Here is an 18115-nt window from a genome sequence, read left to right as displayed (position 1 = left end):
TCATATAGCATTTATTTGAAAATATCACGAATAAAATTAGTTAAAACGGGAATACATAATTAAAAGTTTGTTATTTTGAAAGGAGTATGCAAATGTCAAATTCGCCAATTCAACCTAACGGCAGAAAATTATCAAATGTTTTTACAGCATCAGCAATTGTAATTGGTATTATCGTAGCAATAGGTGCGATTTTTCCTACAAAATTTGGTGATGTTACAAGTGATATCAGTAGTTGGATTTCTACATACTTTGGTTGGTACTACATGATTATCACAATAGGTATGGTGTTCTTCTGTGTGTTCATTATATTTAGTCCAATTGGTAAACTGAAATTGGGTAGACCACAGGATAAACCAGAGTTTAACACTGTATCATGGTTTGCAATGCTATTTAGTGCTGGTATGGGTATCGGTTTAGTATTCTACGGTGCTGCTGAGCCAATGTCACACTACTTATCACCACCAACAGCAAGTCCAGAAACAAAAGCAGCAATGACTGAATCTATGCGTTCAACATTCTTACATTGGGGCTTCCATGCATGGGGCATTTATGGTGTAGTAGCTTTAGCACTTGCTTATGCACAATTTAGAAAAGGTGAACCAGGATTATTATCTAAAACTTTAAGACCTTTATTAGGTGATAAAGTGGATGGTCCTATTGGTACAATTATTGACGTGTTATCAGTATTCGCAACTGTTGTAGGGGTTGCCGTTTCATTAGGTATGGGTGCTTTACAGATTAATGGTGGATTAGAATATTTATTTGGTGTTCCAAATAACATTGTTGTTCAAGGTATTATCATCATTATCGTAACAATATTATTCCTTGCAAGTGCATGGAGTGGCTTAAGTAAAGGTATTCAATATTTAAGTAATACAAATTTAGTTTTAGCTTCATTATTATTAATTGTTACTTTAATCCTAGGACCTACAATTTTAATTTTAAACATGTTTACATCTTCAACAGGTGCATTATTCGATAGCTTTTTATTCAACAGTTTCGATGTAGCGCCATTAAGTGAACAAAAAAATACTTGGTTAAATTCTTGGACACTTTATTACTGGGGTTGGTGGATGAGTTGGAGTCCATTCGTAGGTATATTTATTGCCCGTGTTTCTAGAGGTCGTTCTATTCGTGAATTTATTCTAGGTGTTATGCTTGTACCAACAATCATTAGCTTTATTTGGTTCAGTGTATTTGGCGTAACAGGTATTGAAGTAGGTAAGAAAGCACCAGAAGTATTCAAAATGTCTACTGAAACGCAATTGTTTGGTGTGTTTAATGAAATGCCAATGGGTATCGCATTATCTATATTAGCTTTAGCGTTAGTATGTATTTTCTTTGTAACTTCAGCTGACTCAGCTACTTTCGTACTTGGTATGCAAACAACTCATGGATCATTAAATCCATCAGGTATGGTAAAAGTAATTTGGGGTATCGCGCAATCATTAATCGCGTTTGTATTGTTATTATCAGGTGGAGATACTGGATTAAATGCACTACAATCAGCAGCAATTATTTCAGCATTCCCATTTAGTTTTATTATCATCTTGATGATAATTGCATTCTACAAAGATGCAAACCAAGAAAGAAAATATCTTGGATTATCGATTACACCGAATAAGCATCGTATGAAAGAATATGTAGAAAAATCTAAACGAGAATATGAACAAGAATTAAAAGAACAACGTCGTTTAGCAAGAGAAATGGAAGATTAATAAGTGATAGACTGAGACAAATTTATGTCTCAGTCTTTTTTATTTATAGTTGATAATCATTATCAATTAATAACTAAAAATTATGTATATTTGAAAATACATAAGTAAAACTTATAGCATCCTATTATAAACTTGAATGATAAATATCTTCATTTTTAAGCGCAATGTATTGTTTTACTAAAGTATTGATTATACAATTGTATATGAAGCATTAACTTGCACAATTTTAAAGGGGGAACTAATAATGAGCTCAAGTTTAAAAGAACAATCTAAAAAATCTTTTGAATTGAACGGCAAAACATACACGTTTTATAGCTTAAAAACATTAGACGAATTAGGTTTATCTAATGTTGATAAACTACCTTATTCTATTCGTGTATTATTAGAATCAGTATTAAGACAATTTGACGGACGTGTCATTAAAGAAGAACATATTATGAATTTAGCAAAATGGGGTAAATCTAACGATGCTAATGCAGAAGTACCATTTAAACCATCACGTGTTATTCTACAAGACTTCACAGGTGTACCTGCAGTTGTAGACTTAGCTTCTTTACGTAAAGCTATGGATGATGTTGGTGGAGATGTATCTAAAATCAACCCTGAAGTACCTGTTGATTTAGTTATTGACCACTCTGTACAAGTAGATAGCTATGCATTACCAAATTCATTAGAAATGAATATGAAATTAGAATTTGAACGTAATATCGAGCGTTACCAATTCTTAAACTGGGCAACAAAATCATTTGATAACTATCGTGCTGTACCACCAGCTACTGGTATTGTTCACCAAGTTAACTTGGAATACTTAGCAAGCGTTGTACACATTAGAGAAGAAGAAAATGAATTAGTAACTTACCCAGATACTTTAGTAGGTACTGACTCACATACAACAATGATCAACGGTATTGGTGTATTAGGTTGGGGTGTAGGTGGTATTGAAGCCGAAGCAGGTATGCTTGGACAACCTTCATACTTCCCAGTTCCTGAAGTTATAGGTGTTAAATTAACAAACGAATTACCACAAGGTACAACAGCTACTGACTTAGCTTTACGTGTAACTGAAGAGTTACGTAAAAAAGGTGTTGTAGGTAAATTTGTTGAATTCTTTGGTCCTGGTGTAGAAAAATTACCATTAGCAGACAGAGCAACAATTGCTAACATGGCGCCTGAATATGGTGCTACATGTGGTTTCTTCCCAGTAGATGATGAATCATTAAGTTACTTACGTTTAACTGGACGTTCTGAAGAACAAGTTAATGTCGTAGAGAAATACTTAAAAGAAAACAATATGTTCTTCAATGCTGAAAATGTAGAACCAACATATACAGATGTTGTAGATCTAGATTTATCAACAGTTGAAGCATCATTATCTGGTCCTAAACGTCCACAAGATTTAATCAAATTAAGCGACATGAAAAAATCATTTGTTGATTCAGTGACTGCACCAGCAGGTAACCAAGGTCATGGTTTCGATAAATCAGAATTTGATAAATCTGTAGATATTGAATTACAAGATGGTACGAAGACTTCAATGAAGACTGGTGACATTGCAATAGCAGCCATTACTTCTTGTACAAACACTTCTAACCCATATGTAATGTTAGGTGCAGGTTTAGTAGCGAAAAAAGCAATCGAAAAAGGCTTAAAAGTACCAGATTACGTTAAGACTTCATTGGCACCTGGTTCAAAAGTTGTTACAGGTTATTTACGCGATGCTGGATTACAAGAGTATTTAGATGATCTTGGATTCAACTTAGTTGGTTATGGTTGTACAACTTGTATCGGTAACTCAGGTCCATTATTACCTGAAATTGAAAAAGCGATTGCTGAAGAAGATTTACTTGTTACTTCAGTATTATCTGGTAACCGTAACTTCGAAGGTCGTATTCATCCATTAGTTAAAGCTAACTACTTAGCATCACCACAATTAGTTGTTGCTTATGCATTAGCTGGTACTGTTGATATCGATTTACAAAACGATCCAATCGGTAAAGGATCTAATGGTGAAGATGTATACTTAAAAGACATCTGGCCATCAATTGAAGAAGTTAGAGATACTGTATTATCAGTTGTTACACCTGAATTATTTAGAGAAGAATACAAAACAGTATTTGAATCTAATGAAGTTTGGAATCAAATTGAAACGACAGATCAACCATTATATGACTTTGATCCAAGTTCAACATATATCCAAAACCCTACATTCTTCCAAGGTTTATCTAAAGAACCAAAAGATATTCAACCTTTAAGTGATTTAAGAGTTATGGGTAAATTTGGTGACTCAGTTACAACTGACCATATTTCTCCTGCAGGTGCAATCGGTAAAGATACACCAGCTGGTAAATACTTGCAAGACCATGATGTAGCAATTAGAGACTTTAACTCATACGGTTCTCGTCGTGGTAACCATGAAGTTATGATGAGAGGTACTTTTGCTAACATTCGTATTAAGAACCAATTAGCACCTGGAACTGAAGGTGGATTTACAACTTATTGGCCAACAGAAGAAGTAATGCCTATCTTTGATGCTTCAATGAAATATCAAGAAAATGGTATTGGTTTATGTGTGCTTGCTGGTAATGACTACGGTATGGGTTCTTCTCGTGACTGGGCAGCTAAAGGTACAAATCTTTTAGGTGTTAAAACAGTTATTGCTCAAAGTTATGAACGTATTCACCGTTCTAACCTTGTTATGATGGGTGTATTACCTTTACAATTTAAAAAAGGTGACTCAGCAGATAGCTTAGGCTTAACAGGTAGAGAAGCAATTTCAGTAGATATTCATGAAGGTGTTAAACCACGTGATATTCTTAAAGTAACAGCTACAAGCGAAGATGGTAAAGTTACTGAATTTGAAGCTTTAGCAAGATTCGACTCTGAAGTTGAAATTGACTACTACAGACACGGTGGTATACTACAAATGGTATTAAGAAATAAATTAGCACAATAATATAAAGCTAATTCATATAAGAGCAGTAGATATTCTTTGTAAATTGAATGTCTACTGCTTTTTATATAAACATTAAATATATGTATATAAAAGAATATAATCACAGGCGTAATTATATTTATGTTATGATTAGGTTAAGGAATTTAGAAAGAGGGATTGAATCATGATTTATAGTGAAACACCAATAGATGTTAGATATGCAGAGACGGATAAAATGGGCGTTGTTTATCATGCAAATTATGCCATTTGGTTTGAAGTAGCAAGAACAGACTACATTTATAAAGCAGGATTTAGTTACGCAGATATGGAAAAGGCAGGTATTATTTCTCCTGTTGTTGATTTGAATATTACTTATAAAAAGTCTATAACATATCCAGAAAAAGTTATCATTAAAACGTGGATTTCTCATTATTCACCAATAAGATCAATTTATTCTTACGAGATATTAAATGAACAAAGAGAAGTTGTGTCAACAGGATCTACAACACATGTATGCTTGAAAAAAGGTTCAAACAGACCAATTAGACTAGATAAAAGTTTCCCTGAATGGCATAATGCATATTTAAAAATTCACGAAGAAACTGAACAAGGTGTAGACCGTAAACTATAATAAATAAGCAGATGTGTTTCGCTAAATACACGAAATACATCTGCTTTTATAGTTTATCTTGAAGCTTTGACTTCATATTTAATTTCTCCATTGTCATTTAAATCAATTACTAAGTCATTATCATCGAAGTACCATAAATCTTTTTCATCAATAAAAAATGGAATATCGTTTTTCACGTCTTTAAAACCAACTTCAGAAGAACTTAATTCTTCTACAGTAAATGCGGGTGAGAAGCCTTGTTTTAACTGAAATTCACCGCCATAACGAACGAAAAATCGTAAGGCTTGATCATCATTGAATTCTAATTCGTCTTTAAACCATTCGATAGCTTTTTCAGTAATTTCTAAATTCATAGTGCATTCTCCTTTACATCCATTTGATTTTTGGTTCTTGTCCTTTGAATATTCTTATAATATTTGATTGGTGTCTGACGAGTAGTATAACCAATATTGCAATAGATACGATTAAGAATGGTATATCACCAATGATAATAGCACCTATAAAACAACTTATACCCGCTACAATACTAGATAATGATACATATTTAGTTAAATATAGAATTACAAAGAATATAATAGCTAGTATAATTAATAGTATCGGATGTACACCTAGAACTGCACCTGCACTTGTTGCAACGGCTTTTCCACCTTTGAATTTTAAAAATATTGGAAATACATGTCCGACTACCGCACAAATACCTACAAATATGCTAGGAATATCTACATTAAACCATATTGGGAAGAAAACTACAATAAAACCTTTGAAGATGTCTAAAAACATCACGATAAATCCAGCTTTTTTTCCTAATACTCTAAATGTATTTGTAGCACCCAGGTTGCCACTTCCGAATTGTCGAATATCTTTTTTATAAAATAACTTACCTAACACAAGGCCACTTGGGAAACATCCAACTAAGTAGCTAAGTATAATAACAACAAATGTCATTATTGAAACACTCCTTTGATAGCAGGTACTAATAGTTTACCATAACTGTATATCGGTTACTATTTAAAAATATGATATTGTCATTACAATGTAAAGGGAAATTGTACCACAATTAGGGATAGGACTTGCATTTTCTAGGGATTTATAACAAAATAACTATTGTAAAGTAAAAGAAACGAACGTACGTTTGTAGGAGGAGAAATATTGAATAAACAAGCAAAAGTTCAATATGGTGAAGATTCAATACAAGTACTCGAAGGTTTAGAAGCAGTAAGAAAAAGACCTGGTATGTACATTGGTTCAACAGATGTCCGCGGACTTCACCATTTAGTATATGAAATAGTAGATAACTCTGTTGATGAAATTTTAAATGGCTTCGGTACGGAAATCGAAGTGACCATTCATAAAGATAATAGTATTTCTGTTTATGATAACGGTAGGGGGATGCCTACAGGATTACATAAGACTGGTAAACCAACACCTGAAGTTATATTTACTGTCCTTCATGCCGGTGGTAAATTCGGTCAAGGTGGCTATAAAACATCTGGTGGACTACACGGCGTAGGTGCTTCGGTCGTTAATGCTTTGAGTGAATGGTTAGAAGTAACGATTTATAGAGAAGGGCATATTTATAAACAAAAATTCAAAAACGGTGGTGTACCTGTAACAACATTAGAGAAAAAGGGGAAAACACGTAAAACAGGTACGACGGTCCATTTCAAACCAGACTCTAAAATATTTAAAGCTTCAACACATTTTAACTTTGAAACGTTATGCGAAAGACTTCAAGAATCAGCATTTTTACTGAGAGCACTTAAAATAAAAGTAACGGATTTAAGGGGAGAAGAACCGAGAGAAGTATTTTATCATTATGAAGACGGTATTAAAGAATTTGTTAATTATTTAAACGAAGGCAAAGACGTGTTGCATGACGTTGCTATGTTTAGTGGCGAATCAAATGGAATTGAAGTAGATATTAGTTTTCAATTTAATGACCAATATTCTGAAACAATTCTAAGTTTCGTTAATAATGTTCGTACTAAAGACGGTGGAACACATGAAACAGCCTTAAAGACAGCATTTACACGTGTGTTTAATGAATATGCTCGTAAAATCGGTGAACTTAAACAAAAAGATAAAAACCTTGATGGAAGCGATATTCGTGAAGGTCTTACAGCTATTATTTCTGTAAGAATTCCAGAAGATTTATTACAGTTTGAAGGACAAACTAAGTCTAAATTAGGTACAACAGAAGCACGTGCAGCTGTTGATTCTGTAATGTCAGATCAACTTCCTTTCTACTTAGAAGAGAAAGGTCAATTATCAAAATCATTACTTAAAAAAGCGATAAAAGCATCTCAAGCACGTGAAGCAGCGAGAAAAGCGCGTGAAGAAGCTAGAAATGGTAAGAAAAACAAACGTAAAGAAACTTTATTATCTGGTAAATTAACGCCAGCACAAAGTAAAAATACAGAGAAAAACGAACTTTATTTAGTCGAAGGGGATTCTGCCGGAGGATCAGCTAAATTAGGGCGCGATCGTAAATTCCAAGCAATATTACCGTTAAGAGGTAAAGTTATTAATACAGAAAAAGCTAAACTTGAAGATATCTTTAAAAATGAAGAAATCAATACGATTATTCATACAATAGGTGCTGGTGTAGGTGCAGACTTTAATATTGAAGATAGTAACTACAACAAAGTGATTATTATGACAGATGCCGATACTGATGGTGCGCATATTCAAGTATTATTATTAACTTTCTTCTTCAAGTATATGAGACCGCTATTAGAAGCAGGTAGAGTATATATTGCATTACCACCTTTATATAAATTAGAAAAAGGTAAAGGTAAGTCAAAACAAGTTGAATATGCATGGACGGATGAAGATTTAGAAGTATTAATGAAGAAAATTGGTAAAGGTTTCACACTTCAACGTTATAAAGGTTTAGGTGAAATGAATGCCGATCAATTATGGGAAACAACAATGGATCCTGAAACAAGAACATTAATTAGAGTAAGTATTGATGATGAAGTACGTTCACAACGAAGAGTGACAACATTAATGGGTGACAAAGTTGAACCACGTAGAGAATGGATTGAAAGACACGTTCAATTCGGTATGCAAGAAGATCAAAGTATACTTGAAAGTGATGACATTCAAGTACTTGATGATGAAGTAGAATCATTAGAGGAGGAAGTTAAATAATGGTTGAACAAATTCAAAACCTTCCTTTAGAAGATGTAATTGGAGATAGATTTGGTAGATATAGTAAATATATCATTCAAGACCGTGCGCTTCCTGATGTACGAGATGGATTGAAACCAGTACAACGTAGAATATTATTTGCGATGTATAAAGACGGTAATACGTATGATAGAAACTTTAGAAAAAGTGCTAAAACTGTTGGTAACGTAATCGGTAATTATCATCCACATGGTGATTCTTCTGTTTACGATGCAATGGTACGTATGAGTCAAGATTGGAAATTGAGACATGTACTAATAGAAATGCACGGTAATAACGGTAGTATTGATAATGACCCTCCTGCAGCAATGCGTTATACTGAGGCTAAATTAAGTAAACTAGCCGAAGTGTTATTACAAGATATAGATAAAGAAACAGTTGAACATGTACAAAACTTTGATGATACAGCGATGGAGCCGATGGTATTACCAGCTAGGTATCCTAACTTATTAGTCAATGGATCTACAGGTATTTCAGCAGGTTATGCAACTGATATTCCACCGCATAATCTAGGAGAAGTAATCGATGCGACATTAAAGCTTATCGATAAACCAAGTACAACTGTAGATGAATTAATTGAACATATCAAAGGACCAGATTTCCCAACTGGCGGTATTATTCAAGGGTTAGATGGTATTAAGAAAGCCTATAAAACAGGTAAAGGTAAAATAGTTGTTAGAAGTAAAGTAGAAATAGAAAAAATTAGAGGCGGAAGAGAACAAATCGTCGTAACTGAAGTACCATTTGAAGTAAACAAAGGTACATTAGTTAAGAAAATTGATGAACTCAGAGCTGATAAGAAAATAGAAGGAATCGTAGAAGTTCGTGATGAAACGGATAGAGAAGGTTTACGAATTGCAATTGAACTTAAGAAAGATATTAATAGCGAAGGTGTTCTAAATTATCTATACAAGAACACAGACTTACAAGTGCTATATCATTTTAATATGGTTGCAATCAATAATAGAAGACCTGAATTATTAGGACTTAAACAAATTCTAGAAAGCTATATTGAACACCAAAAAGAAGTTGTAACAAGACGTTCTCAATATGAATTATCTCAAGTACAAAAACGCATGCACATCGTCGAAGGTTTAATTAAAGCATTGTCTATTTTAGATGAAGTTATTGAAACAATTAGAGCTTCTAAAAACAAACGTGATGCGAAAGAGAATTTAATTGCGAAATATGAATTTACTGAAGAACAAGCTGAAGCAATCGTGATGTTACAACTTTATAGATTAACAAATACAGATATTGTTTCTTTAGAAAATGAATTTGATAAACTCAAACAAACTATCGAACGCTTAAAAGATATTTTAGAAAATGAAAAATCATTATTTAAAGTCATTAAGAACGAACTTAGAGCTGTTCGAAAAGAATTTGCTGATGAACGGTTAACTGAAATCGAAGAAAAAATCGAAGAAATTAAAATTGAAAAAGAAATTTTAGTTCCGAGTGAAGAAACAATCGTTTCTGTCACGCATGATGGATACATTAAACGTACTTCTAATAGAAGTTATATCGCAAGCGGTGTTGATGAGGTAGGACTCAAAGACGGTGATTACTTATTAATGCACGAAAAAATGAATACACAAGATACGTTAATTGTATTCACAAATAAAGGTAATTACTTATTTATACCCGTACATGAAATTGTGGACTTAAAGTGGAAAGATCTTGGTAAACATATTTCACAAATGATTCCAATTGATGATGACGAACGTGTCATTTCTGTTAATAAAGAAACAGATTTCAAGCCATCGTCTAATTATATTATCGCGACGAAAAACGGCATGATCAAAAAGTCTACAAATGATAAATTTAAAGCGAGCAGAATTACAAAACCACTCGTTGCCATTAAACTTAAAGGTGACGATGAAGTTGTTTCCGTACTGAAAATAGTAAACGATGAACTTATAACAGTGATTACTGAAAAAGGTATGAGCTTAACTTATGATACAGATGAATTATCCGACATTGGTTTGAAAGCAGCAGGTGTTAAATCTATCAACTTAAAAGACAATGATAAAGTTGTAATGACAGATAAATTACCAAATAATCAATCTGTTTTTATTGTGACGAATCGTGGTTCAGTTAAAAGAATGAAAGCAGAACAATTTGTACCTGCTAAAAGATCTCAACGTGGCTTAATGATTTTAAAAGAACTAAAATCTAAAGCACATAGAATCGTATTTGCTAGAACAATAGCAGAAGATGAAACATGTGTGATGATTTCAGAAAAAAATCAAGTCAAAGTTAATACTAAAGACTTTAACTTTAGTGAACGATATACAAATGGTCGATTTGTTATTGACGAGAATGACTTCGGTCACATAATTAATGCATATTTTGAAGAAAAAGCAATAGATTAAAAAATTATAGTCATAATGAATGGCACATGGTAAAATCATGATAGCGATTTATTATGACTATATTATTAGAATTGAGGGATTTCTTTGAAGGATTTTGATAGTTATATCCCAGGTTGGTTTCATAACTTTGTTCAATGGGGTAATGATTTAATTTGGACTCAAAACTTAATTTTCCTATTACTACTAGCTGGCGTATTTTTTACAATAAGTTCTAGAGTAGTACAACTTAGATGGTTACCAGAAATGTTTAGAGTCATTTTTGAAAAGCCTGAAACATTAGAGGATGGAAGAAAAGGTATATCTTCTTTCCAAGCATTTGCAATAAGTGCTGCTTCTCGTGTTGGTACTGGTAATATCGCAGGTGTTGCAACTGCGATTGTATTAGGTGGCCCAGGTGCAGTATTTTGGATGTGGGTTATTGCATTCATTGGTGCAGCAAGCGCATTCTTTGAAGCAACATTAGCACAAGTATATAAAGTAAAAGATAAAGAAGGTGGGTTCCGTGGAGGACCAGCATATTACATAGAACGTGGTTTAGGTCAGAAATGGCTTGGTGTTGTGTTTGCAATTCTCATAACAGTAACGTTTGCATTTGTATTTAACACAGTTCAATCTAATACGATTGCTGCTTCTTTAAATGAACAATATGAATTTTCAAATGTGATAACAGGCATTATCTTGGCTATTATTACAGCATTAGTTATCTTTGGTGGGGTAAGGAGTATTGCAACAGTATCTTCATTTATCGTTCCAATTATGGCAGTTGGATATATTGGTTTAGTTGGTTATATCCTATTTATGAATGTTGATCAAATTTGGCCAATGATTCAAAATATCGTAAGAAGTGCATTTGGTTTCCATCCTGCATTTGGTGGGGCAATGGGATTTGCAATTATGCAAGGTATTAAACGTGGATTGTTCTCAAACGAAGCAGGTATGGGTTCTGCAGCAAACGCAGCAGCAACTGCAGCAGTTAGCCACCCAGTTAAGCAAGGTTTAATACAATCATTAGGTGTATTCTTTGATACAATGATTATTTGTTCAGCAACGGCAATTATGTTGTTGCTTTACACAGATTTACAATTTGGAGCTGATGCGCCACAAGGTGTGGCCGTAACACAACAAGCACTGATAACACATGTAGGTGAATTTGGTGGTATATTCTTAACGCTAGCCGTATTTATGTTTGCATTCTCTTCAATAATTGGTAACTATTACTACGGTCAATCAAATATTGAATATTTAACTAAAAATAAATTTGTTATGTTTGTCTTCAGACTTTTAGTTGTAGCAATGGTCTTTGTTGGCTCAGTAGTACAAGTTCAAACAGTATGGGATACAGCAGATCTATTTATGGGATTAATGGCGATTATCAATATCGTAGCATTATTTGGTCTTGCAACTGTCGTATTTGAAGTTGCTAAAGATTATCGTGCACAAAGAAAGCGTAAGTTAAATCCAGTATTTAAAATTGAAAACTTAAAAGTTAACTTTAATAATATCGAAGCATGGGGTGAAAACCCTTATGCAACAATAAATAAAAAAGAAACAACAGAACAATCATCTGAAGTAAAAACAAAGTATGATGAACCTAAAGAAGATACATTTGAAAATATTAAAGATGATGTTAAAGACGAAGATAAATAAAATGAAAGCGCCATGGACACGTGTCCATGGCGCTTTCATTTTATTTAAATAAGTTTGCAATTGAATTGAAGATATCTTTAATGGCATTTACAAGTTTATCCCAGAAACCTTCGTCTTGAAGTTTGTCTTTAATATCATTACCTAAATCTTCAGCTTTTTTCTTTGCATCTTTAAATTCATCAGATTTAACTAAATCATTAACATAATCTTTCGAGTTATTTATAAAATCTTTTGCATTTTCACCGCTAAAGACACCGTCTTTTTGTGCTTTATCAATAACATTAACAATCATATTAATTTGGTTATCATTAATAACGTTTGTTAAACCATTGTCTTCGATTTTTTGGTTAACGATATTTGTAATTTCATTGATTGTTACATTACCTGACTTTTCAGCTACTGCTTGTTTAGATTCTGCAATCGTTTTGTTTAATTGTGATTGAGAAAATCCTTCTTGACCTTTATTTTCTTCAGTTATTTGGTTAATTGTAGATAACTCTTCTTGAGCGACTTGTGTTCTATTTGAATCTACTTCTTCACCTTGCTCTTCAAATGCTTTGTATACACCAGCTAATGCACTTTCACCTGTAACATCTTCACTTGAAGCAATTGTTACATCAGCATCTTTAATACCAGCTGTCATTAATGCATTTTTATATGTGTCTTTTGTTACTTTTGTAATTTGACCTTGGTCTTGATTAATCGTTAAGTTAAGACCACTGCCTTTAGAAGTCTTTGTAATACGAATACTTGATTTTAAGACATCATTTGATGATTGCATATTTAAGTATTTATTTAAATCATCAGCAGTAACGTAAGTTGTCTTGTCACTGTTTTTAGTACCTAATAAGTTTGAAGTTGTATCTTTAGCACTTGTATTATTTTGTAATGCTGCACCGTAAACAGTAACGGCATTATCCCAAGCCTCTTCAGTTACCGCATGGGCTTGATGTTTCGGATATAGAATAGTAGATAATAATAAAACAGAAAGAACACTTATTATATATAGTTTTGTTTTTTTCATATGTTTGCACATCCTCAAATTTATTGATATAAAATATATCTATCATTATATTATCATCAAATGTATAATATGTAATAGGTCTTCAGAATGAGGTTTAAGATATGGGAAAATACATTATCGAAAAGGCATTAAACAATAATGTGTTAGTTGCTAATTATTATGATAAAGAAGTTATATTAGTTGGTAAGGGAATTGGTTTTGGAAAAAAACAAGGTGAAGAAATTAATACAGATTTAATCGAAAAGGTATATTTATTAGAATCTGAAAATGATAAAAATAAATATAAGCAATTATTAGATGGTACAAATGATGAAGTGTTTAGTATCGTTTTAGAAGTTGTGAATGGTATCGATAAACAGTTGGGTGGAAGTGTTAGTGAAAAGACATTAATATCTTTAACAGACCATATGTTATTTGCGATCAAGCGTATTAAAGAAGGTATACATGTTCATAATCCTTTTTTAAAAGAGACAGAACTGCTTTATCCGAGGGAATATCAAATAGCAGAAAAAGCTGTTAAAGCATTAAACGAAAAATTAAATTTACAGTTTATTGAATCAGAAGCAGGATTTATTGCTTTACATATTCACTCTGCAGAAGTGAATCATTCAATTCATGATATACACAATATAAAAGCGATTATTCAAAAAGCAATCATTATAATAGAAGAAGGCCTAGAAGTTGATATTAATAAAAATAGTATTAATTATAGTCGTTTTGTTCGGCACCTTCACTTTGCGATTCAAAGAGTATTGGCAGATGAACGAATTCCAGATGCAACTAATATCGAAACACTATTGAAAGCGCAATATCCATTGTGCTATAATATATCCGTAAAGATAGTGAAGATGATGCAAACACAATTGAAGAAGCCAGTATATCAATCTGAGTTGGCATATTTAACAATGCACATCCAGCACTTTAATAATAACTTATAAATTGCGTGTTACTGATACGATCAGGCATGAGCAAATAGACTTTACCGTAATGGTAAGTTTCTTTGCTCATGCCTTTTTTCATGCCGTGATTTACGAAGTTAAACAATTAGGAGGGTATTAATTATGTTTAAAAAGTTCTTTGGACAATTGCAACGTATTGGTAAAGCATTAATGTTACCAGTTGCGATTTTACCAGCAGCGGGTATTTTACTTGCGTTTGGTAATGCAATGCAGAACGATCAATTCGTTGAAATTGCACCTTGGTTAAAATCTGATGTTATTGTCATGATAGCTTCAGTAATGGAATCATCTGGTCAAATTATCTTTGATAATTTACCATTACTATTCGCACTCGGGACAGCATTAGGTTTAGCTGGAGGAGATGGTGTTGCAGCATTAGCAGCATTAGTTGGTTACCTTATTATGAATACAACAATGGGAGTTGTTAAAGGTATTTCAATTGATGACATTTATAGCTATGCTGAAGGCGCTAAAACTTTAGGGCAAACTGCTAAAGATCCAGCAAACGCATTAGTTCTTGGTATTCCAACACTTCAAACAGGGGTGTTTGGTGGTATTATAATGGGTGCTCTTGCAGCATGGTGTTACAACAAATATTATAATATTAACTTACCACCATTTTTAGGATTCTTTGCAGGTAAAAGATTTGTACCTATCGCAACATCTGTAATAGCAATTATTGCAGGTATTATTCTTTCATTTGCATGGCCACCAATTCAAGATGGCTTAAATAACTTATCTACATTCTTATTAGATAAGAACTTAGCTTTAACAACATTTATATTTGGTATTATCGAACGTGCTTTAATTCCATTTGGATTACATCACATTTTCTACTCACCATTCTGGTTTGAATTTGGTAACTATGTAAATTCTGCAGGTGAATTAGTTCGTGGTGACCAAAGAATATTTATGGCACAAGTTAAAGACGGTGTACCATTTACAGCGGGTGCATTCACAACTGGTAAATATCCATTTATGATGTTTGGTTTACCAGCTGCAGCATATGCAATCTATCGTCAAGCTCGTCCAGAGCGTAAAAAAGTTGTCGGCGGTTTAATGTTATCTGCAGGTTTAACATCATTCTTAACAGGTATTACTGAACCTTTAGAGTTCTCATTCTTATTCGTAGCACCAGTATTATACGGTATTCATGTTATTTTAGCAGGTACATCATTCTTAGTGATGCATCTACTACATATTCAAATCGGTATGACATTCTCTGGTGGATTTATCGATTACGTATTATACGGTTTATTAAACTGGGATCGTACAAATGCACTACTTGTTATTCCAGTAGGTATTATTTATGCGTTAGTTTATTACTTCTTATTTACATTTGCGATTAAGAAGTTTAACTTAAAAACTCCTGGTCGTGAAGATAAAGAATCTGAATCACGCAATAGTTCAGTAGCAGAACTTCCATTCGATGTATTAGATGCAATGGGTGGTAAAGAAAACATCAAACATTTAGATGCATGTATTACGCGTTTACGTGTTGAAGTATTAAATAAATCTGAAGTAAACAAAGATGAACTGAAAAGTTTAGGAGCATCAGGTGTACTTGAAGTCGGTAACAATATCCAAGCTATTTTTGGACCTAAATCAGATCAAATTAAACACGATATGGCACGTATCATTTCAGGTGAAATTACGAAACCTGATGAAACAACTGTTACTGAAGAAGGCGATCAAGAAAGTGCTGCTATTTTAGCTGAAGGTGGCGCAACAATTTATGCACCAATTAAAGGTGAAGTTGTTAACATCTCTGAAGTACCAGATAAAGTATTCTCTGAAAAAATGATGGGTGACGGCGTTGCAATTATTCCTGAAACTGGTGAAGTTGTTGCACCATTTGATGGTAAATTGAAAATGACATTCCCTACAAAACATGCGATTGGTTTAGAATCTAATGACGGTGTTGAATTATTAATCCACTTCGGTTTAGAAACAGTTAAATTAGAAGGTAATGGATTTGAAATTTTAACGGAAGCTGATACAGATATTGTTAAAGGTCAACCATTAATGAAAGTTGATTTAGACTTCATTAAAGAAAATGCTGATAGTACTATAACGCCAATTGTAGTGACTAATCTTGGTGATGCTTCATTAGAAGTATTAACAACAGGTACAGTTGAACAAGGTGATAAAATATTAGTCGTTAAATAAGACTTTTATGGATGAGAAGATACATCTTCATGGTGTATCTTCTTTTTATATTCTAAATTAAACAATTATAATATTATTATGTAAACTATAAATGTAAATTTTTGTTTTTAAAGTGATTCGATTAGGGTATAATAGATTATAAATCTTTAAGAGGAGGGCTTATTTTGGAAAAAGAAAAGTATTCCAATAATACTTTTAATAAAACAACACGTTTTATGCAGTTTTTCGGTGGACGTGATATTTATTTTATTTTAGGATTATTGATTTTGATAGGGTTAACAATATTTATTTTCCAACATGTTTCATTTGTTTTTGAACCTATCGTTACAATTACGACAACTTTAATTGGCCCAATTATTGTTGCGTTTGTTGCATTCTATTTGTTTAATCCTATAATTAATTTTATGGAAAGGTTTAACATTTCTAGATTATGGGGAATCATCATATTATTATGTGTGATTATCGCAGCATTTACACTAATTGTGACGTTATTAATACCTGTTGTGCAACATCAAGTTGAGAGTTTATCTAAAAATTTACCTACATATTTCGATGAATTTAGTGATAAATTAAAAGAGCTTTCTCAAAATTCATTTGTAGCGGATTACTATACACAAGCTCAAAATTGGTTCCAACAGAACTTTAGCGATATTCCTAAGAAAATATCTAATTCAGTAGGAGATTTTAGTAATAAGTTCCAAACATTTGTATCTACAATTACACATGTTGTTGTGATCATTATTACATTCCCATTTGTATTATTCTTTTTACTTAAAGATGGCGCGAAATTCAGAAATTACTTTATTAGATTAATGCCACCAAAATTCAGAAAAGATACACATGATTTAATTGATAAGATGAATGTTCAAGTTGGTTCTTATATTCAAGGTCAAATGATTGTTGCTTTCTGTATTGGTGTATTACTATTTATCGGTTATTCAATCATTGGATTAGACTATGCTTTAACATTAGCAAGTATTGCTGCTGTGACTAGTGTTGTACCGTATTTAGGTCCAATTATCGCTATTTCACCAGCAATTATTTTAGCTGCAATTGATTCACCGTTCATGTTATTGAAACTTGCAATTGTTTGGGCTGCAGTTCAATTTTTAGAAGGACATTTTATTTCACCAAATATAATGGGTAAAACAATGCAAATTCATCCTTTAACAATTATCTTTGTATTGTTATGTGCAGGTAATTTAGCAGGTATACTAGGGGTTATTTTAGGTATTCCAGCATATGCTATTATTAAAGTAGCGGTGACACATCTCTTCACATTATTTAAACGTCGTTATAATAAGTATTATCAAGATGACTCAGGTCCATACGAGTTTAAAGATGAAGAAGTTGTACATGAAAAAGAATAAACTATAACTATAGACTGCCTTTAACTTTTTGAAGCTTAATGGCAGTCTTTTTTAAACATTTTAATTTGTATATTTATATGGTATTATTTGGGAGTATT

General features: G+C 32.6%; 12 protein-coding genes. 9 read left to right on the top strand and 3 right to left on the bottom strand.

The window, feature by feature from the left end; translation table 11 throughout:
- The first annotated feature begins 92 nt into the window (after nucleotides 1-92).
- The 3 genes from CD035_RS10360 (at nucleotide 93) to menI (ending at nucleotide 5281) form a co-directional block, all read left to right on the top strand.
- A complete protein-coding gene (locus tag CD035_RS10360; RefSeq protein ID WP_048543133.1) occupies nucleotides 93-1718 on the top strand; it encodes a glycine betaine uptake BCCT transporter in 1626 nt (541 codons plus the stop codon).
- Nucleotides 1719-1962: 244 nt separating this feature from the next.
- Nucleotides 1963-4671, top strand: a complete 2709-nt coding sequence (acnA, locus tag CD035_RS10355; protein WP_048543131.1) for an aconitate hydratase AcnA — start codon at nucleotides 1963-1965, stop codon at nucleotides 4669-4671.
- A gap of 163 nt (nucleotides 4672-4834) precedes the next feature.
- Entirely contained in the window at nucleotides 4835-5281 is a 447-nt protein-coding gene (gene menI / locus CD035_RS10350) for a 1,4-dihydroxy-2-naphthoyl-CoA hydrolase MenI (RefSeq protein ID WP_048543129.1), read from the top strand.
- A gap of 53 nt (nucleotides 5282-5334) precedes the next feature.
- On the opposite strand, the gene CD035_RS10345 is transcribed toward menI, so the two are convergent.
- A complete protein-coding gene (locus CD035_RS10345; protein ID WP_048543125.1) occupies nucleotides 5335-5634 on the bottom strand; it encodes a HesB/YadR/YfhF family protein in 300 nt (99 codons plus the stop codon).
- A gap of 13 nt (nucleotides 5635-5647) precedes the next feature.
- Nucleotides 5648-6229 (bottom strand): glycerol-3-phosphate 1-O-acyltransferase PlsY, encoded by a 582-nt coding sequence (gene plsY, locus CD035_RS10340; protein ID WP_048543123.1) that lies wholly within the window; start codon nucleotides 6227-6229, stop codon nucleotides 5648-5650.
- A 201-nt stretch (nucleotides 6230-6430) separates the two neighbouring features.
- Here plsY and parE point away from each other — a divergent pair, with 201 nt between their 5' ends.
- The 3 genes from parE to alsT all read left to right on the top strand — a co-directional run bounded on the left by parE (nucleotide 6431) and on the right by alsT (nucleotide 12495).
- Nucleotides 6431-8434, top strand: a complete 2004-nt coding sequence (parE, locus tag CD035_RS10335) for a DNA topoisomerase IV subunit B (RefSeq protein ID WP_048543120.1) — start codon at nucleotides 6431-6433, stop codon at nucleotides 8432-8434.
- Nucleotides 8434-10848, top strand: coding sequence for a DNA topoisomerase IV subunit A (gene parC, locus CD035_RS10330; protein WP_048543119.1), 2415 nt, complete (start codon nucleotides 8434-8436; stop codon nucleotides 10846-10848). Before parE ends, parC begins: the two co-directional genes overlap by 1 nt.
- 84 nt (nucleotides 10849-10932) lie before the next feature.
- Nucleotides 10933-12495, top strand: a complete 1563-nt coding sequence (alsT, locus tag CD035_RS10325; protein WP_048543117.1) for a glutamine transporter AlsT — start codon at nucleotides 10933-10935, stop codon at nucleotides 12493-12495.
- Nucleotides 12496-12535: 40 nt separating this feature from the next.
- On the opposite strand, the gene CD035_RS10320 is transcribed toward alsT, so the two are convergent.
- Nucleotides 12536-13519, bottom strand: a complete 984-nt coding sequence (locus CD035_RS10320) for a DUF1002 domain-containing protein (protein ID WP_048543115.1) — start codon at nucleotides 13517-13519, stop codon at nucleotides 12536-12538.
- Nucleotides 13520-13620: 101 nt separating this feature from the next.
- On the opposite strand from CD035_RS10320, the gene glcT reads away from it, so the two are divergent.
- From glcT to CD035_RS10305, 3 genes are all read left to right on the top strand, one after another.
- Nucleotides 13621-14457, top strand: a complete 837-nt coding sequence (gene glcT / locus CD035_RS10315) for a glucose PTS transporter transcription antiterminator GlcT (protein ID WP_048543113.1) — start codon at nucleotides 13621-13623, stop codon at nucleotides 14455-14457.
- Between the two features lie 123 nt (nucleotides 14458-14580).
- Nucleotides 14581-16647: a glucose-specific PTS transporter subunit IIBC gene (gene ptsG, locus CD035_RS10310; protein WP_048543112.1), complete on the top strand. Its 2067-nt coding sequence runs from the start codon at nucleotides 14581-14583 to the stop codon at nucleotides 16645-16647.
- Nucleotides 16648-16862: 215 nt separating this feature from the next.
- The gene (locus CD035_RS10305) at nucleotides 16863-18017 is read left to right on the top strand and encodes an AI-2E family transporter (RefSeq protein WP_217994727.1); all 1155 of its coding nucleotides are present in this window, start codon (nucleotides 16863-16865) and stop codon (nucleotides 18015-18017) included.
- The last annotated feature ends 98 nt before the right edge of the window (nucleotides 18018-18115 follow it).

Source organism: Mammaliicoccus sciuri (assembly GCF_002901825.1).
Taxonomy (GTDB): domain Bacteria; phylum Bacillota; class Bacilli; order Staphylococcales; family Staphylococcaceae; genus Mammaliicoccus; species Mammaliicoccus sciuri.
Note: the sequence above shows the minus strand (reverse complement) of the source record. Positions and strands in the feature narration are given on the sequence as shown.